Raw genomic sequence first — 14,581 nt, forward strand, 5'->3', positions numbered from 1 at the left:
AGGATGGCCATGGCGGACGATCTCCACACGCGTTTCCACACCCTGATCATCGAGCACGCCCCGGTGTGGGTAAACACCCTGGACACCGAGGGGCGGGTGACGCTCTGGAATCGCGCGGCGGAGCGGATCAGCGGCTATCGGCGCGAGGACGTCGTGGGGCATGCCGCGATCTGGGAATGGCTTTACCCCGACGCCGCTTATCGCGCGGCGATCCAGGAGGAGGTGGAGGCCATCATTCGCGACGGGCGCGAGATTGCGGGTCTGGAGACCACGATCCGGACGCGCAGCGGCGAGGCGCGCACGCTGTCGTGGGCGGCCCAGCGGTTTTTCGATGATGACGGCACGCTCATCGGGGCCAGTGCGATCGCCGAGGACATCACCCGCCGCAAGCACCTGGAGGCAAGGGCCCAGCGCCAGCAGCGGCTGCAGGCGCTGGTGTCAGCGATCTCCGCCCGGTTCGCCGACCTCGCGGCGGACGCAGTGGACGCGGCCGTAACGGAGGTACTTCGGGATCTCGGCGAGTTCTTCCAGACGGGCCGTGCCTATGTGATCCGGTTCCGTCCGGACGGGGCGACCATGGACCTGGTGCACGAGTGGTGTGCCCCCGGCGTCCAGCCGTTCCTCGACCAGATGCAGGGCATTCCCATGGAGTCCCATGGGTGGGTGACCGGTCACATCCGGCGCCGCGATACCGTGCACGTACCCGATGTGGACGACCTCCCCCCGGAGGCCGCGGTGGAGCAGGCCGAGTTCCGCCGCCAGATGATCGAGTCCCTGTTGCTGATCCCGCTGATCAGTGATCAGAACGCCTTCGGCATGCTGGGTTTCGACTCGGTGAACCGGCGCTGCGAATGGAGCCCCGAAGAGATCGCCACCCTGCAGGTGGTGGCCGACATCATCGCCGGTACCTTCGCCCGCAAGCAGGCGGAGGCCGAACTGGCGCGCCAGGCGCGGGTGGATGGCCTGACCGGGCTGGCGAACCGACGCGAATTCGACGCCGTGCTGGAGCGCGAATGCCGCTCTCGCCGCGAGGTGAATCTGGCACTGCTGATGATCGATATCGACCACTTCAAGCCGTATAACGACCGCTTCGGGCATCAGCGCGGGGATGACTGTCTGCGCCAGGTGGCCCGGGTGCTGCGGGAGGCGGCACACCGGCCGACGGATCTGGTTGCGCGCTACGGGGGGGAGGAGTTTGCCTGCATCCTGCCGGACACCACGCTGGAGGGTGCCCGCGCGGTCGGCGAGCGGGTGCGCCGCGAGGTTGAGGCCCTGCAACTGGAACATCCGGATAACGTGACCGCTACGGTGACGGTCAGTCTCGGCGTCAGTACGGTGAGCGGGGCGCGTTCGACGACCCCGGAGGCTCTGCTGGGCGAGGCGGACCGGCTGCTCTACTGCGCCAAGCGCGAGGGGCGCAACCGGGTCTGCGCAGCGGGGCTGTAAGTGGCCGCGCCCGAGTCGCTATTCGCCGGTTGAGCGCGTCGGGCGCTCGCGCGGGTCGGGCGAGCGCGCGTCGGTGCGCTCCAGCAGGGGTACGACGGGCGTGGCCTCGCTGTCCTCGCTGACGAACTGGTCGCCTTCCATCCACGGCGGCGGCAATTGCGGCCGCATGTCCTGGACCTGGGCCAGATTCGGGAACTCGACCTTGGAGAACAGCTCGGCGGCGGATTCCTGTGCCTCGGGGTTCTGCACGGTCAGCACGAAGCCCGTGGCCAGCACCAGCAGGGACAGCTGGAAGCGCTGATCGCGGTAGGTGGAACGTGAACGCAGCAGATCGAGCATCGGATGGTCTCTCGGGAGTCTTGCTTCAGGAGACATTACGCCGGGGCGGGTGGTTCCTTCAAGCGGGCATGAGGAAAGGCCGGGTTTTTGGCTGGCCCGGGGCGCGGCCGGCGGATCTCAGGGTTCGCGGCGGCAGACCAGGAAGACCTCTTCCACTCCCGCGGTGGGCACCATGCCGGGGCTCAGTGCGAGCGGCTTCTGCAGGCGCAGGCCCAGCGGCATCAGGAAACGGTTGTAGACCTTCATGGCGACGGGCCGGTGTCGCTGCAGGAACCACATCCCGAGATCGGTGAGGCGCGAGGATTTCGGCTTCATCCCGAAGATCGCGCTTTGTTCGATCGTCAGCCCGTGGCATTCGAGTAGCTGGATCAGATGCGCCGGCTCGTAGCGCCGGTAGTGGCCGACGATGTCGTCGAACGGGGTCCAGTATTCCGGGTGCAGCGGGGTCGAAAGCAGCACCCGGGCCCCGGGCGCGGCCACCCGCGAGAGTTCGCCAAGGGCCGCCTCGTCGTCCTCCACGTGTTCGATGATGTCCAGAGCGCACACCAGGTCGAAGCGGTCGTCGGCATAGGGCAGGGCGGAGATCGGGGCGGTCTGGGTGACACCGCCCCGATGGTCCAGTGCGGCCAGGGCCGGTGGGCTGATGTCGACGAAGTGGGTGTCCGCGATGGGCAGTCGCGGGCGCATGCCGGGCCCCACTTCGAGGCGGCGCTCACGGGATGCCGCGAGACTGGAGACCAGGGTCCAGGTATTGAAGCGCTCGGGGGCTACCAGGCGGGTATCCGCCCACAGGCCATCATAGAAACGCTGATTGACGTCGCCGATGTCCGAACAGGGTTGTGGGGAGGGCTCTCGAGTCACGTAGAGGGCGTGCTGGAATGCGGGACGACAGTCTAACGAACCTGGCGGACGGTGACAGGTTTGCGGGCGTGTAGCGGGAAACCGTTCTCGGTTTGAGGGGGGCGACCGCATGGGCACGCCGTCATGGTCGGCCCGCCCGCCGGCGCGAGTGCTGGCGCTGAATCCAGTAGCGCAGCACCGAGCCGAGCAACAGGAAGATCGCCAGGACGACCAGCGGCAGGAGGGTCCGGGCCTGCAGGACCTCGCCGGTGGTGATGGCATCCGTGGCCTCGTGGATGGCGGTGGCGTAGACGCCCCACTTGACGGCCAGGCCGAGCACGGCCGCCAGCAGGAAGCCGCCCAGTGGCAGGCCGAGGGCCCCGCCGGCGTAGTTGATCATTGAATGCGGGAAACCGGGGAACACCCGCAGCGCCATCTGCGTGGCGACGTGGCCGTGGCGCCGCAGGAAATCCGTCAGCCAGTTGTCCTCGCGGCCATCGCGTTCGGTGCGCGCCAGGCGGGCGGCGACCCGGTAGGCCCCCCAGGCACCGCTCGTGCTGCCGATCAGCAACAGGCCGACGGCGACCAGCGGCGGGTGGAACGGGGCGATCAGCCATATGACCAGCGTGCCCGGCAGGGCGAAGACGAGCATTAGTGCCATGAGGAGCACCAGCCCGGCGGTGGCCCAGGGGCCGCCCGCGAAGGTCTCGCCCCAAGCCAGCAGGCGCGCCGGGTCCCCCATCCACAGCGCGCTGATGATGCCCAGTGCGATCAGCAGGACCAGCACGCCACGCCCCAGGGTGGCGCGCGTGATCCGGCGGTGGGCTGGCGGCATGGGTTCTCCGTGGCTGCGGCGGGCCGATGGTTTCAGGGTAGACGATGCGCACGGGCGGCGTGGATGATCAGTGTTCTCCCGCAGTGCCGTGATGGATGGGTACACTCGACGGAGTCCCTCGAAGGAGCGACGGATTGAGCAAGAAGCTGGAGAATCGGACGGCACACAAAATCCTGCGCGGGCTCAAGTCGCGTTATCCGGTGTTCTACCTGCTGGGTTGGGACGAGGATCGGATGGAGCGGCTGCTGCGCTCGGTCGCGCGCTCGTTCTACGGCGAGGACGGTCACCTGGAGGTCTGGTCGGCGAGCCACGGGTTCGGGGAACACGATGACCCGGACGCGCCGACCACCGATCCGGTCGCGGCGGTGGCGCGGGTGGCGGCAGGGGAGACGGAAGCGCCGCGTATGGTGCTGCTGAAAGACCTGCCGACCTGGTTCGACGACAACCCGGCACTGGTGCGCGGGGTGCGCGATCTCTACTACCAGCTGAAGAAGGGTCGCAACGTGGTGTTCCTCAGCTGTCCTCTGCTGAAGCTGCCGGAGATCCTGAAAAAGGAGATCTTCCTGGTCGAGGTGGACCTGCCCTCGGAGGCCGAGGTGCTGGAGCAGCTCGAGCACACCCATGGCGCCGAGGCGATCCCGCGCGAGCAGTTGTTCCGCCTCGCGGCGGGGATGCGCGGGTTGTCCCTGAACGAGGTCGGGCATCTGAGCGCGCGGCTGTTCCGCGGCCAGCCCCTGCCCGAGGCCGAGATGCTGGCCGAGATCCAGGAGGAGAAGGGCCAGATCCTGCGCAAGGAGAGCTGTCTCGAGTTCTATCCGCCACAGCGCTCGCTGGAGGACATCGGGGGCCTGGAGAATCTCAAGGAATGGGTGCGCACGCGCGCCGACCTGTTCACCGAGAAGGCCTGGAACGACAACGTTCCGCTGCCCGCCGGGGTGCTGTTCATGGGGGTCAGCGGCTGTGGCAAGAGCATGGCCGCCAAGGCCATCGCCACCGCCTGGGGGCTGCCGCTGGTGCGGCTGGACATGAGCCTGGTGCTGTCCGGCAGTTTCGGCACCCCGGAATACGCCTTTGCCCGGGCCACCCGTATCGCGGAGGAGATCGCGCCCATGGTGCTGTGGGTGGACGAGCTGGAGAATGCCTTTGGCTTCGACAGCCACGCCGCCGGCAGCGCCGGCAATGTGAATATCTTCTCGAGCTTCCTCACCTGGCTGCAGGAGAAGTCGCCACGCGTGTTCGTGGCGGCGACCGCGAACCGTATCCAGCAGCTCCCGGCCGAGCTGATGCGCAAGGGGCGCTTTGACCAGTTGTTCTTCCTCGACCTGCCGAACGTGGAGGAGCGCAAGGAGATCCTGCGCATCCATATCGAGCGCCATGGCGGCCACCTCGAGGACTTCAACCTGAACTACATGGCGGCCAGTACCGAGGACTGGAGCGGGGCCGAGATCGAGCAGGCGGTGAAATCGGCGCGCATCGACGCCTACCAGGAGGGCCGGGTATTCAACCAGCGCGACGTAATTCGCAACGTGATCAACACGGTACCGCTGTCGCGGACCATGGTGGAGCAGATCCGCGAGATCAAGAGCTGGGTATTCCAGCGCGCGATCAACGCCTCCAAGCCGGAGACGACAGCCCCGCCGAAGCCGTCCGGCTGACCGCCCGGTTCGCCGGGCCGCCTATACTCGGGGCAGGGGGACGCCGAAGCCGGCGCCGGTCCCCCGCGGGTTCAGGTACGGGTCGCCGGTGGAGGAATGCTCATGTGGCGCAATGTTTCTTTCGTGATCGTCCTGGCGGCGACCCTGGGGCTCGGCGGCTGCGCGACCTATCAGGGCTCGCAGGAGCAGGCCGGGATGGTGATCGGTGGCGTGCTGGGCGGCGTGCTCGGTTCTCAGGTCGGATCCGGACGTGGCCGCACGGCCGCCATCATCGCCGGGACCCTGGCCGGTGCGGCGATCGGTGGCTCGGTGGGCCAGTCCATGGACGAGGTGGACCGCCTGAAGACGGCCCAGACCCTGGAGAGCGTGCGCACGGGCGTGCCCTCGCGATGGGTCAATCCCGACAGTGGCAATCAGTACACCGTGGTGCCGACCCGAACCTACGAGACCACGGCCGGCCCGTGCCGCGAATACACCATTGACGCGGTGATTGGCGGCCAGACCGAGCAGGTGTACGGGACGGCCTGTCGGCAGGCGGATGGCAGCTGGCGCGTCCAGGGCTGATACGCCAGTGTCTACCTTGGGAGACGCTGATTGAATCGCACGTCCGCGCTCGAGTCGCTTTTGCGTGCGAACAAGGCGCGGTGACCGCGGTGCAGTCATTCTGCACAAGGGAACCGCAACGCTGCGCGCGCGCCCGTTTTTGATCACCAACGGGCGGCCGAGCCCCTGCTTTCTATGGCTTGTGGGGTTGGTGCCCCCCGATTCTGAATGAATATGGCCCGATCCTGCGTTGCGCCCCGAATCCATCCAAAACGGGCGGGTAGAACCACTACCCGCTGTACGACGCGCCTTGTCTCGGAACTATTGTCTCGAACAACTGGGAGGGCACCAACGCGGACGTGCGATTCAGTCAGCGTCTCCCTAGCTGACGGGTTGCGGGCTGGCCTGTCCATCCCCCGGGGCAGAATCGGGTGGGGTGTCCGGCAGGTCGGTTTTGCCCGGGCCGTCCAGGGTGCGCGAGACCACGCGGTCGCGGCCTTCGCCCTTGGCCTGGTAGACGGCCTGGTCGGCGACCCGGAAGAGGTCGTTCATGCTGACCTCGCGCCCGGCCGGGCGGCTGGTGACGCCGAAGCTTGCGGTAATGGTCAGCCCGGCGGGTTCGAGTTCACGCAGCTGCTGGCGCAGCTCCTCCGCGCGGGTGTGGGCATCGAACAGGTCGCATTCCGGGAGTAACAGGAGGAATTCCTCGCCCCCGAAACGCAGGGCCACGTCGCTCTCGCGTCCGGTGGTGCGCAGGAGTTCGCCGACGCCGACCAGGACCTCGTCCCCGACCAGGTGGCCATGGGTGTCGTTGATCTGCTTGAAGTGGTCGATGTCCAGCAGGATCAGGCTGAGCGGGATGTCGTTCTGGTTGGCTTCGGCGAAGAAACGCGCGGCGCACTCGGCCAGGACGTTGCGGTTACGGAGCCCGGTCAGCAGATCGATCATTGCCATGTCGTAGAGCTTCTGGCGCTGGTCCTGGACCTCCTCGAACAACCGCTTGTTGGCCAGCAGGTTCCCGATGCGGGCGCGGACCTCGTCCTCCAGCACGGGTTTCGTCACGAAGTCGTTGACGCCGAGGCGGAAGAGTTCGGCGCGCCGGTTCTGGTCGTCCAGGCCGGACATGGCCACGATAGGCAGGCTGGTCTTGTCGGGGAACTGCTGGCGCAGTCGACTGACGAGCCCCATCCCGCTGATCTCGCCCTCCACCAGGATGTCGGAGAGCACCAGGTCCCAGGTGCCCCGGTCAAAGGCCTGCAGGGCCTCGTCGGCGCTGCGGAAGTGCGCGACCTCCAGGCCCATTCCCTCGAGGATGCGGATCATCACGCGGGCGACGGTGGGACTGTCCTCCACGTACAGGACGTTCCCCTCGTGGGCGTGTTCCACCGGCCGCCCGTAGCGCGCGGCCTGATGGAACAGGTCACGGATGTTGGTCTTGTCGTGGAGGTCGGTGGCGCCGGCCTCGAATGCCTGACGGCGGATGTCGTGGTCGTGCTGGGTCGTGAGCAGGATCAGGGGCAGGTCATGGCCGGCGGCCCTGGCACGGGCCTGGCGGCAGAATTCCACGCCGGTCATGTCGGGCAGGGTGATCGAGGCGCAGACCAGTTCCAGGTCGTTTTCCTCGATGCGGGCAAGCCCTTCGGCCCCGCTGCTGGCCATGATCGGCTTGTGCCCGGCGGCCAGGACCATGCGGCTCCACAGCGCCCGGAAGACCCGCGAGCGGTCGACGACGAGGATCTTCATGCCGGGCCTCCCGCGGCCGGGCGCCGCAGGGGCGCGCGCGTGGGCTGTGGCCGGGCTGTATTGGTCTTCATGGCGGGTTCCGACTCCGTTCAGGCATCCGCACGAAAACCCGGATGATGCGCGCCTTTGCGCTGCTGTTCAAACCGAAGCAACGGGCGCGGTGGACAGGGCCTGCGGGGGGAGGAACAATGCAGCCAGGCGGGCGAGCGCGCCTAGCCTATGGATCAGGAAGGGAGTCCGGCATGAGCTATCTGCAGCGAATGGGGAGTCTGCTGCGTTTTGGCAAGGCTGGCGAACGGCGCAGGAAGGCACGCCGGGAGGCCGCGCGCGGGCTGCGTGTGCTGGTGGTGGATGATTCGCGCACCGTGGTCGCACTGCTCTCCAGCATGCTACGGCAAAACGAGATGGAGCCGGTGGGGGCCGGCGATGCCGAGCAGGCCCTGGCGCTGGCCCGCGAGAACCCGCCGGACCTGATCTTTCTCGACATCATCCTGCCCGGGATGACCGGGTTTGCCATGCTGCGCCAACTGCGCCGGGACCCGGCTACCGCGAAGGTGCCGGTGATCATGATCAGCGGCAACGAGGACGCGGTGGAGCAGTTCTTCCTCGATCGCATCGGTTCCGATGACTTCATGAAGAAACCCTTCGGCCGCGGCGAGGTGTTCTCGCGGATCGAGCGCCTGGTGGAGCAGGGTCGCCTGCCGGCGCGGCCAGCCCGGTTTTCCGGGTAACGCGCTCCACTGCGGTCAGTCCGCGAGACGGGCGCGCCAGGCGTCGATCTCGCCGTGCAGGCGCTGCTGCGCTTCGGGCTCCAGGAATGCGGCGTCGACGGCGTTGCGCGCGAGGCGTTCCAGGTCGTCGGGACCCAGTTGCAGGGCTTGGGCGGTCGCGCGGAAGTTTTCCCCCACATAGCCGCCGAAATAGGCCGGGTCGTCCGAATTGATGGTGACGCACAGCCCGGCATCCATCAGGCGTTTCAGGTTGTGGTCTTCCAGGCGGTCGAAGACGCACAGCTTGATGTTGGAGAGCGGACAGACCGTGAGCGGGATCCGGTCGCGCGCCAGTCGCTCCATCAGCGCCGGGTCCTGTTCGGCCTGCACCCCGTGGTCGATGCGCGCGACCCGCAGCCCGTCCAGTGCCTGCCAGATGTATTCCGGCGGACCTTCCTCGCCGGCATGGGCCACCGCGGGGAAGCCCTCGACACGAGCCCGGTCGAACACCGCCTGGAAGCGCTCGGGCGGGTTGCCCAGCTCGGCCGAATCGAGGCCGACCGCGTGGATGTGTTCGCGCCACGGCAGTGCCGTCTCCAGGGTCTCCATGGCCGCGTCCGTACTCAGATGACGCAGGAAGCAGAGAATCAGCCGGCTGGTAATGCCGAGTTCACGTTCGCCATCGGCGAGTGCCCGGCGGATGCCGTCGATGACGGTCGCGAACGCCACGCCGCGTTCGGTGTGCGTCTGCGGGTCGAAGAAGATCTCGGTGTGGCGGACGTGATCCGCCTGGCAGCGTTCGAGGTAGGCCCGGGTCAGGTCGTAGAAGTCCTGCTCGGTCAGCAGCACGCGGGCGCCGGCGTAGTAGATGTCCAGGAAGGACTGCAGGTCGTGGAACTGGTAGGCCGCGCGCACGTGCTCGACCGAGGCGTACGGCAGCTCGACCCCGTTGCGTTCGGCCAGGGCGAACATCAGCTCGGGCTCCAGCGTGCCCTCGATGTGCAGGTGCAGCTCGACCTTGGGCAGGGTGGCGATGGCGTCTTGCATGGCGGGATCTCGTAGCGGCCGAAAGAAGGCGCGCAGGCTAGGCGGACGCGGCGCTCCGGACAAGTATCGGGGTCAGCCGAGGGGCGCGAGCAGCTCGTGGAAGAACCGGGCCAGCAGGCCGGGCTCCAGCCAGAGCATGAAGGCCACGCCCCAGGCGCCGCCCCACAGATGGGCGCTGTGGTTGATGTTGTCGCGGTTCTGCCGCTGGGCGTAGAGCGAGTAGCCGACATAGACCGCGGCAAACACGATGGCCGGGACCGGGATGAAGAACACGAACAGCAGGGACCACGGCTGGAGCAGGATGTAGGCGAACAGCACCGCGGACACCGCACCAGAGGCCCCCAGGGAGCGGTAGCCGGGATCGCGCAGATGGCGCAGGTGGCTGGGCAGGCTGGCGAGCACGATGGCGGCCAGATAGAACAGGACGAAGCCACCCATGCCGATCTCGGGCACCAGCACGCGCTCCATGGCCATGCCGAAGAAGAACAGCGTGATCATGTTGAACGCGAGATGGGTGCCGTCGGCATGGATGAAGCCGTGGGTCACCAGGCGCCAGTACTGGCCGCGTTGCACCGACGGTGGGTGATGGATCATCGCCTGCAGCCAGCGCGGGTTCTGCCATGCCAGCAGCGAGATCACGACCGTGGCAATGACGATGTAAAGGGTGATGCTGGGTTCAAAGTTCACCGGCAAACTCCTGCGAGCTGTAGCGCCAGGCCTGGAGCCCCATTGTCCAGCCGTCATGCCCCAGCCCGGCCTTCTGCAGCAAGGCATCGAGGAAGGCCTCGGGATCGGGTAGCTGCTCCCACACCGCGGGCAGGAAGGTCGCCCGCCGCGTCCCGGCCTGGATGACCAGGCCATCGCGCCCGGGCTGCAACTGCTGCAGCAGGGCCTCTCGATGCGGGGCATCCACGGGGTGCGCGGCGCTTAGCAGGGTCACCGAATACTCGAGCCCGACGAGTTCCTCCGGGCGCAGGCGGGGAAAGCGCGGATCATGGAGGGCGGCGGCCCGGGCGTTGTGCTGGACATCCGTGGCCAGGGGGCGATGGGCCTCCAGGCTGCCGATACAGCCGCGCAGGGCATCCCCCCGCTTTAGGGTCACGAAGCTGGCGCCCGGGTCGGCAAGCGGGGCGGGCTCCTCCGCGAGCGCGATACCGTCGGCGGCATGGTCGTGCGCGGCCCGGTGGATGGCGTCCGCTGCGAGTTGCAGCAGGCGCTCACGCGCCGGCGCGGACAGGTCGATGACGGGCGTCATTGCAGCATCCACGCGCCGTAGCCGACCACCTGGTCGCGCGGGCCGGCGGTGTCGCCGGAGTTGCGCTGGTCCAGAGTGGTAATGGCGAGACCCCGCTGCCGCGCCAGACGCAACAGACCCGCCAGGGGGCGGCAGCCGCAGGCCTGTTCCGGGCCCAGCGCGTGTTCGTCCAGGCGTTCGATCGCCCCGGTGGTGGCGGCATCCAGGCGGCTCGCGGTGGCGTAGTCATGGAAATGGGAGAGATCCGAGCTGACCACGACGAGGGTCTCCGGGCCGCCCCACAGGCGTTCCAGTACGTTCGCAACCTGTTCCGCGGGGGCATCCCCGACCACCAGCGGTACCAGCTCGAAGGACCCCAGGGCCACCTGCAGGAACGGCAGGTGCGCCTCCAGGCTGTGTTCCGGGCCGTGGGCGACGTCGAGTGCCTGGACGCCGGGCAGCCCCGCAATGGTATCCAGCGCCTTGTGATCCACGGGGACGTCGCCCAGGGGGCTGCGGTAGGCCGTGACCGTGGTGGTCGCGATCCCGTGGAAGGGCACGCGATGCGACGGGCCCAGCAGCACCACGCGCCGGATGCGGCCCGCCAGCGGGCGGATGCGGGCATAAGCCGAGGCCGCCACCGGGCCGGAGTAGGGGTAGCCGGCGTGCGGGGCGATCAGGGCCTTGGGCGGCGCCGCGTCGGGTGCCGGCCGGACGGCATCCAGCAGCCGGGTGACCGTGGCCCGCAGCTCGGCGGGGTCGGCCGGGTAGAACTGTCCCGCGATAGCGGGCTCGCGGACGCGGAGCGGGGCGCTCATTGGAGGTCTCCGTCGGACATTATGTCGTTGAATATCGGGGTTTCGGCCTCATATTCAAGGGCATGAACCACGAGCCGGACCGGATATGAACGACACCCCTGAACATGACGCCTTCACGGTGGCCACGCGCTACTGGCACAGCCTGGAGGATGGCCGCGTGCAATGCGACCTGTGCCCGCGCTACTGCAAGCTGAAGCCCGGGCAGCGCGGGGCCTGCTTTGTCCGCGCCAACCTCGACGATGCCGTGGTGCTGACCAGCTACGGGCGCTCCTCCGGCTACTGTGTCGACCCGATCGAGAAGAAGCCGCTGAACCACTTCCTGCCGGGCAGCCCGGTGCTCTCGTTCGGTACGGCGGGCTGCAACCTGGCCTGCAAGTTCTGCCAGAACTGGGATATCAGCAAGTCGCGCGAGATCGACACCCTGGCGGACCGTGCCGATCCCGAGACCATCGCCCGCGCGGCCGAGGCGCTGGGTTGCCGCGCGGTGGCCTTCACCTACAACGACCCGGTGATCTTCCATGAATACGCCATCGACGTCGCGGCTGCCTGCCGTGCGCGGGGCATCCGCTCGGTGGCGGTCACCGCCGGTTACATCACCGAACAGGCTCGCGGCGAGTTCTTTGCCGCCATGGACGCGGCGAACGTGGATCTGAAGGCGTTCACCGAGCGCTTCTACCACAAGCTGACCGGGGCGCATCTGCAGCCGGTGCTCGACACCCTGGAGTGGCTGGTACACGAGACCGATACCTGGGTCGAGATCACCACGTTGCTGATCCCCGGCGAGAACGACAGCGACGCGGAGATTACGTCGATGGCGCAATGGATCCTGGAACATCTGGGGCCGGATGTGCCGCTGCACTTCACGGCCTTCCATCCGGATTTCAAGATGACGGAACACCGGCGCACGCCGATCGAGACCCTGCAGCGGGCACGCCGGATCGCGCGTGAGCAGGGCCTGCATCACGTGTACACCGGCAATGTGCACGATGCGGACGGCCAGAGCACCTGGTGTGCGGGGTGCGGGCAACGCCTGATCGGGCGCGACTGGTATGAACTGTCGGACTGGAATCTGACCGCCGATAGCTGTTGCAACGCCTGCGGGGCATCGGTCCCGGGTGTCTTCGAGTCCCGCCCCGGCACCTGGGGTGCCCGGCGGCAGTCGGTGCGGCTGGCCGACTTTCGAAGGGCTTGATTCACCGGGCTTGAAAAGTCCCTTTGGGCGACCTAGTTAATTCGCTAGACAGGGTTGGATTTCTACCGGAGGTGATGATCATGGACCTGCAAAAGCTGAAGCCGTGGAACTGGTTCAAGCGCGAGGAGGCGGCGAACCCGGAGGTGGTTCCGGCGCGTGGCGAGATGTCGGAGGTGCACATGCGTGATCCGCTGATGCGCATGCACCGGGAGATGGACCGGATGTTCGAGGACTTCTTCGGTGCCGCTCTCGGCGGGCGCGGGCGTGATACGGCCTCGCTGCTGCTCAAGCCCAGTGTGGATATTGCCGAGAGTCGCAAAGCCTACCGGATCACCGTCGAGGTGCCGGGCATCGAGGAGGACGCGATCGACCTGACGGTGGACGGCGATGACCTGATCATCTCCGGCGAGAAGCGCCAGGAGACCAAAGAAGAAGACCAGGGCTATCATCGGGTCGAGCGGGCCTACGGGCAGTTCCGCCGGATCCTCAGCCTGCCGGGGGATGCGGATGTCGATGCGATCCAGGCGCGGTTCAAAAACGGCGTGCTGACGATCGACATCCCCCGCCGTGCGGAGGACGCGCGGCCGGGAGTGCGCCGGATCGACATTGGCTCCTGATCAGTCGCAGGCTCCACGGCGGCTGCGGTCGTCATTACGAACAGGATGGGAGGCGGGCGGATGACACGACGGATCGTGATTTGCGCGGACGGGACCTGGAATCGCCCCGAGGAGGACGTCGAGTCGGACGTGCCGACCAACGTGCTGCGTCTGGCGCGGGCCATCGCGCCCGCCGATGCCAGTGGTGACCCCCAGCAGGTCTTCTACGACTGGGGTGTCGGGGCGTACTACGCGAAGGTAACGGGCGGCGTGACCGGGCGGGGCATCCACAAGAACATCCAGGATGCCTATCGCTACATCGTCCAGAACTACAACCCCGGCAGCGAGATCTTTCTGTTCGGCTTCAGTCGCGGTGCCTACACCGTGCGCAGCCTGTGCGGGCTGATCAACAACTGCGGGATCCTGAGGCGCCCGGACGCGCGCCTGATCGAACAGGCCTTCCGTCACTACAAGAAGACCGCGGCGAGCCATGCGCCGGAGGGGTCGGCCTCGCGCGAGTTCCGGGCGGCGTATGCCCACCCCTCGCGGGAGATCCGCTTTGTCGGGGTCTGGGATACGGTGGGCGCCCTGGGCATCCCGTTCTCCCTGCTGGGGCTGTTCGACCGCACTGACGAGTTCTACGACACCAAGCTGGGCCCCAACGTGCGGGTCGCGCGGCATGCGATGGCGATCGACGAGACCCGCGCCGACTTCGAGCCGACCCTGTGGGAGCCGCGCCCGGGGCTGGACCTCAAGCAGGTCTGGTTCAGCGGGGTGCATGCCGATGTGGGGGGCGGCTATGCCCCGGATGCCGACGGGCGTCTGGCGTCGGAGGCGCCGCTCGCATGGATGATCGACCAGGCGCGTGCGGCGGGCCTGCAGGTGGAGCCGCACCTGGTCGATGCCCTGCGGCCCGATCCGCTGGCCCCGCTGCATCGTTCACGGCGGCACATCTATCGCCTGCGCCGCCGCCATCGGCGTCCATTGCACCAGCCGGGGTATCCGACGGAACTGCATCCCAGCGTCCTCGATCGGTACCAGCGGGATCCCGACTATCGGCCCGAGAATCTGCGGAACCACCTGGTGGAATGGGGCTGGCCCGATGCCGACTGAATTCCCGCGGGCCGAGTAGTCGCTCGCATGGGGCGGGGGGGTGTCCGTTATGCTGTAGGGACCATGAACGGGGAGTTTTCCATGCAGCCTTTTCCCTCCAAGAATGTGTTTGGCGGGGCGCTCGAGCCCTGCGGCCGGGACCCGGTGACCGGCTTTTATCGCGACGGCCGTTGCGCCACGGGCTATGACGACCAGGGCATGCACACCGTGTGTGCCGAGGTCACGCGCGAGTTCCTGGATTTTTCCCTGGCGCAGGGGAATGATCTGATGACACCGGTACCGGAGTTCGGCTTCCCCGGCCTGGAGGCAGGGGATCGCTGGTGCCTGTGTGCCGCGCGCTGGCTGGAGGCCTACCGGGCGGGGGCGGCGCCCGGGGTGTTTCTGCGCGCCACGCACGAGGAGACCCTGGCGGTGATCCCGCTGGATATCCTGAAGGAACATGCGCGCGACCCGGCCGATTGAGCGGGGCA

16 protein-coding genes are annotated in these 14,581 nt (G+C 67.6%); 8 read left to right on the plus strand and 8 right to left on the minus strand.

Annotated features, from left to right (window positions below; all coding sequences use genetic code 11):
- Positions 1-9: 9 nt before the first annotated feature.
- Positions 10-1,446 (plus strand): diguanylate cyclase, encoded by a 1,437-nt coding sequence (locus D103_RS0107380; protein WP_018876357.1) that lies wholly within the window; start codon positions 10-12, stop codon positions 1,444-1,446.
- Positions 1,447-1,464: 18 nt separating this feature from the next.
- Here D103_RS0107380 and D103_RS0107385 read toward each other — a convergent pair whose 3' ends face one another.
- From D103_RS0107385 to D103_RS0107395, 3 genes are all read right to left on the minus strand, one after another.
- The gene (locus tag D103_RS0107385) at positions 1,465-1,785 is read right to left on the minus strand and encodes a hypothetical protein (RefSeq protein WP_018876358.1); all 321 of its coding nucleotides are present in this window, start codon (positions 1,783-1,785) and stop codon (positions 1,465-1,467) included.
- 117 nt (positions 1,786-1,902) lie between these two features.
- On the minus strand, positions 1,903-2,646 hold the full coding sequence (locus D103_RS0107390) for a class I SAM-dependent methyltransferase (protein WP_018876359.1): 744 nt from the start codon (positions 2,644-2,646) through the stop codon (positions 1,903-1,905).
- 121 nt (positions 2,647-2,767) lie between these two features.
- The gene (locus D103_RS0107395; protein WP_018876360.1) at positions 2,768-3,460 is read right to left on the minus strand and encodes a VTT domain-containing protein; all 693 of its coding nucleotides are present in this window, start codon (positions 3,458-3,460) and stop codon (positions 2,768-2,770) included.
- 134 nt (positions 3,461-3,594) lie between these two features.
- Here D103_RS0107395 and D103_RS0107400 point away from each other — a divergent pair, with 134 nt between their 5' ends.
- Both D103_RS0107400 and D103_RS0107405 read left to right on the plus strand, forming a co-directional pair.
- Positions 3,595-5,115 carry an AAA family ATPase gene (locus D103_RS0107400; protein ID WP_018876361.1) on the plus strand — a complete coding sequence of 507 codons (1,521 nt, stop codon included), beginning with the start codon at positions 3,595-3,597 and terminating at the stop codon, positions 5,113-5,115.
- A 102-nt stretch (positions 5,116-5,217) separates the two neighbouring features.
- Complete coding sequence (locus D103_RS0107405) at positions 5,218-5,679, plus strand: RT0821/Lpp0805 family surface protein (RefSeq protein ID WP_018866108.1); 462 nt, start codon at positions 5,218-5,220, stop codon at positions 5,677-5,679.
- A gap of 360 nt (positions 5,680-6,039) precedes the next feature.
- Here the strand turns inward: D103_RS0107405 and D103_RS0107410 are convergent, their stop codons facing one another.
- Positions 6,040-7,401: a diguanylate cyclase gene (locus D103_RS0107410; RefSeq protein ID WP_018876362.1), complete on the minus strand. Its 1,362-nt coding sequence runs from the start codon at positions 7,399-7,401 to the stop codon at positions 6,040-6,042.
- A 242-nt stretch (positions 7,402-7,643) separates the two neighbouring features.
- Between D103_RS0107410 and D103_RS0107415 the strand changes: the two genes are divergently transcribed.
- Complete coding sequence (locus D103_RS0107415) at positions 7,644-8,132, plus strand: PleD family two-component system response regulator (protein WP_018876363.1); 489 nt, start codon at positions 7,644-7,646, stop codon at positions 8,130-8,132.
- 15 nt (positions 8,133-8,147) lie between these two features.
- On the opposite strand, the gene D103_RS0107420 is transcribed toward D103_RS0107415, so the two are convergent.
- The 4 genes from D103_RS0107420 to amrB all read right to left on the minus strand — a co-directional run bounded on the left by D103_RS0107420 (position 8,148) and on the right by amrB (position 11,210).
- Positions 8,148-9,158 (minus strand): adenosine deaminase, encoded by a 1,011-nt coding sequence (locus D103_RS0107420; protein WP_018876364.1) that lies wholly within the window; start codon positions 9,156-9,158, stop codon positions 8,148-8,150.
- Positions 9,159-9,230: 72 nt separating this feature from the next.
- Positions 9,231-9,845, minus strand: coding sequence for a rhomboid family intramembrane serine protease (locus tag D103_RS0107425; protein WP_018876365.1), 615 nt, complete (start codon positions 9,843-9,845; stop codon positions 9,231-9,233).
- A complete protein-coding gene (amrA, locus tag D103_RS0107430; protein ID WP_018876366.1) occupies positions 9,835-10,413 on the minus strand; it encodes an AmmeMemoRadiSam system protein A in 579 nt (192 codons plus the stop codon). Before amrA ends, D103_RS0107425 begins: the two co-directional genes overlap by 11 nt.
- On the minus strand, positions 10,410-11,210 hold the full coding sequence (gene amrB / locus D103_RS0107435) for an AmmeMemoRadiSam system protein B (protein ID WP_018876367.1): 801 nt from the start codon (positions 11,208-11,210) through the stop codon (positions 10,410-10,412). Before amrB ends, amrA begins: the two co-directional genes overlap by 4 nt.
- Before the next feature lie 85 nt (positions 11,211-11,295).
- Between amrB and amrS the strand changes: the two genes are divergently transcribed.
- The 4 genes from amrS to D103_RS0107455 all read left to right on the plus strand — a co-directional run bounded on the left by amrS (position 11,296) and on the right by D103_RS0107455 (position 14,573).
- Positions 11,296-12,402, plus strand: coding sequence for an AmmeMemoRadiSam system radical SAM enzyme (amrS, locus tag D103_RS0107440; protein ID WP_018876368.1), 1,107 nt, complete (start codon positions 11,296-11,298; stop codon positions 12,400-12,402).
- Between the two features lie 80 nt (positions 12,403-12,482).
- Positions 12,483-13,019: an Hsp20/alpha crystallin family protein gene (locus D103_RS0107445; RefSeq protein ID WP_026280301.1), complete on the plus strand. Its 537-nt coding sequence runs from the start codon at positions 12,483-12,485 to the stop codon at positions 13,017-13,019.
- Between the two features lie 60 nt (positions 13,020-13,079).
- Positions 13,080-14,111, plus strand: coding sequence for a DUF2235 domain-containing protein (locus D103_RS0107450; protein ID WP_018876370.1), 1,032 nt, complete (start codon positions 13,080-13,082; stop codon positions 14,109-14,111).
- 81 nt (positions 14,112-14,192) lie between these two features.
- Positions 14,193-14,573: a DUF2237 family protein gene (locus D103_RS0107455; RefSeq protein ID WP_018866118.1), complete on the plus strand. Its 381-nt coding sequence runs from the start codon at positions 14,193-14,195 to the stop codon at positions 14,571-14,573.
- Positions 14,574-14,581: the final 8 nt, after the last annotated feature.

The organism is Thioalkalivibrio sp. ALE31, assembly GCF_000377405.1.
Lineage (GTDB): Bacteria > Pseudomonadota > Gammaproteobacteria > Ectothiorhodospirales > Ectothiorhodospiraceae > Thioalkalivibrio.

What these genes read in the sequence shown, in the direction of transcription:
- D103_RS0107380 (WP_018876357.1), top strand. Translation starts at nt 10, where the DNA reads ATGGCGGACGATCTCCACACGCGTTTCCACACCCTGATCATCGAGCAC.
- D103_RS0107385 (WP_018876358.1), bottom strand. Translation starts at nt 1,785, where the DNA reads ATGCTCGATCTGCTGCGTTCACGTTCCACCTACCGCGATCAGCGCTTC.
- D103_RS0107395 (WP_018876360.1), bottom strand. Translation starts at nt 3,460, where the DNA reads ATGCCGCCAGCCCACCGCCGGATCACGCGCGCCACCCTGGGGCGTGGC.
- D103_RS0107405 (WP_018866108.1), top strand. Translation starts at nt 5,218, where the DNA reads ATGTGGCGCAATGTTTCTTTCGTGATCGTCCTGGCGGCGACCCTGGGG.
- D103_RS0107410 (WP_018876362.1), bottom strand. Translation starts at nt 7,401, where the DNA reads ATGAAGATCCTCGTCGTCGACCGCTCGCGGGTCTTCCGGGCGCTGTGG.
- D103_RS0107415 (WP_018876363.1), top strand. Translation starts at nt 7,644, where the DNA reads ATGAGCTATCTGCAGCGAATGGGGAGTCTGCTGCGTTTTGGCAAGGCT.
- D103_RS0107420 (WP_018876364.1), bottom strand. Translation starts at nt 9,158, where the DNA reads ATGCAAGACGCCATCGCCACCCTGCCCAAGGTCGAGCTGCACCTGCAC.
- amrA (WP_018876366.1), bottom strand. Translation starts at nt 10,413, where the DNA reads ATGACGCCCGTCATCGACCTGTCCGCGCCGGCGCGTGAGCGCCTGCTG.
- amrB (WP_018876367.1), bottom strand. Translation starts at nt 11,210, where the DNA reads ATGAGCGCCCCGCTCCGCGTCCGCGAGCCCGCTATCGCGGGACAGTTC.
- amrS (WP_018876368.1), top strand. Translation starts at nt 11,296, where the DNA reads ATGAACGACACCCCTGAACATGACGCCTTCACGGTGGCCACGCGCTAC.
- D103_RS0107445 (WP_026280301.1), top strand. Translation starts at nt 12,483, where the DNA reads ATGGACCTGCAAAAGCTGAAGCCGTGGAACTGGTTCAAGCGCGAGGAG.
- D103_RS0107450 (WP_018876370.1), top strand. Translation starts at nt 13,080, where the DNA reads ATGACACGACGGATCGTGATTTGCGCGGACGGGACCTGGAATCGCCCC.
- D103_RS0107455 (WP_018866118.1), top strand. Translation starts at nt 14,193, where the DNA reads ATGCAGCCTTTTCCCTCCAAGAATGTGTTTGGCGGGGCGCTCGAGCCC.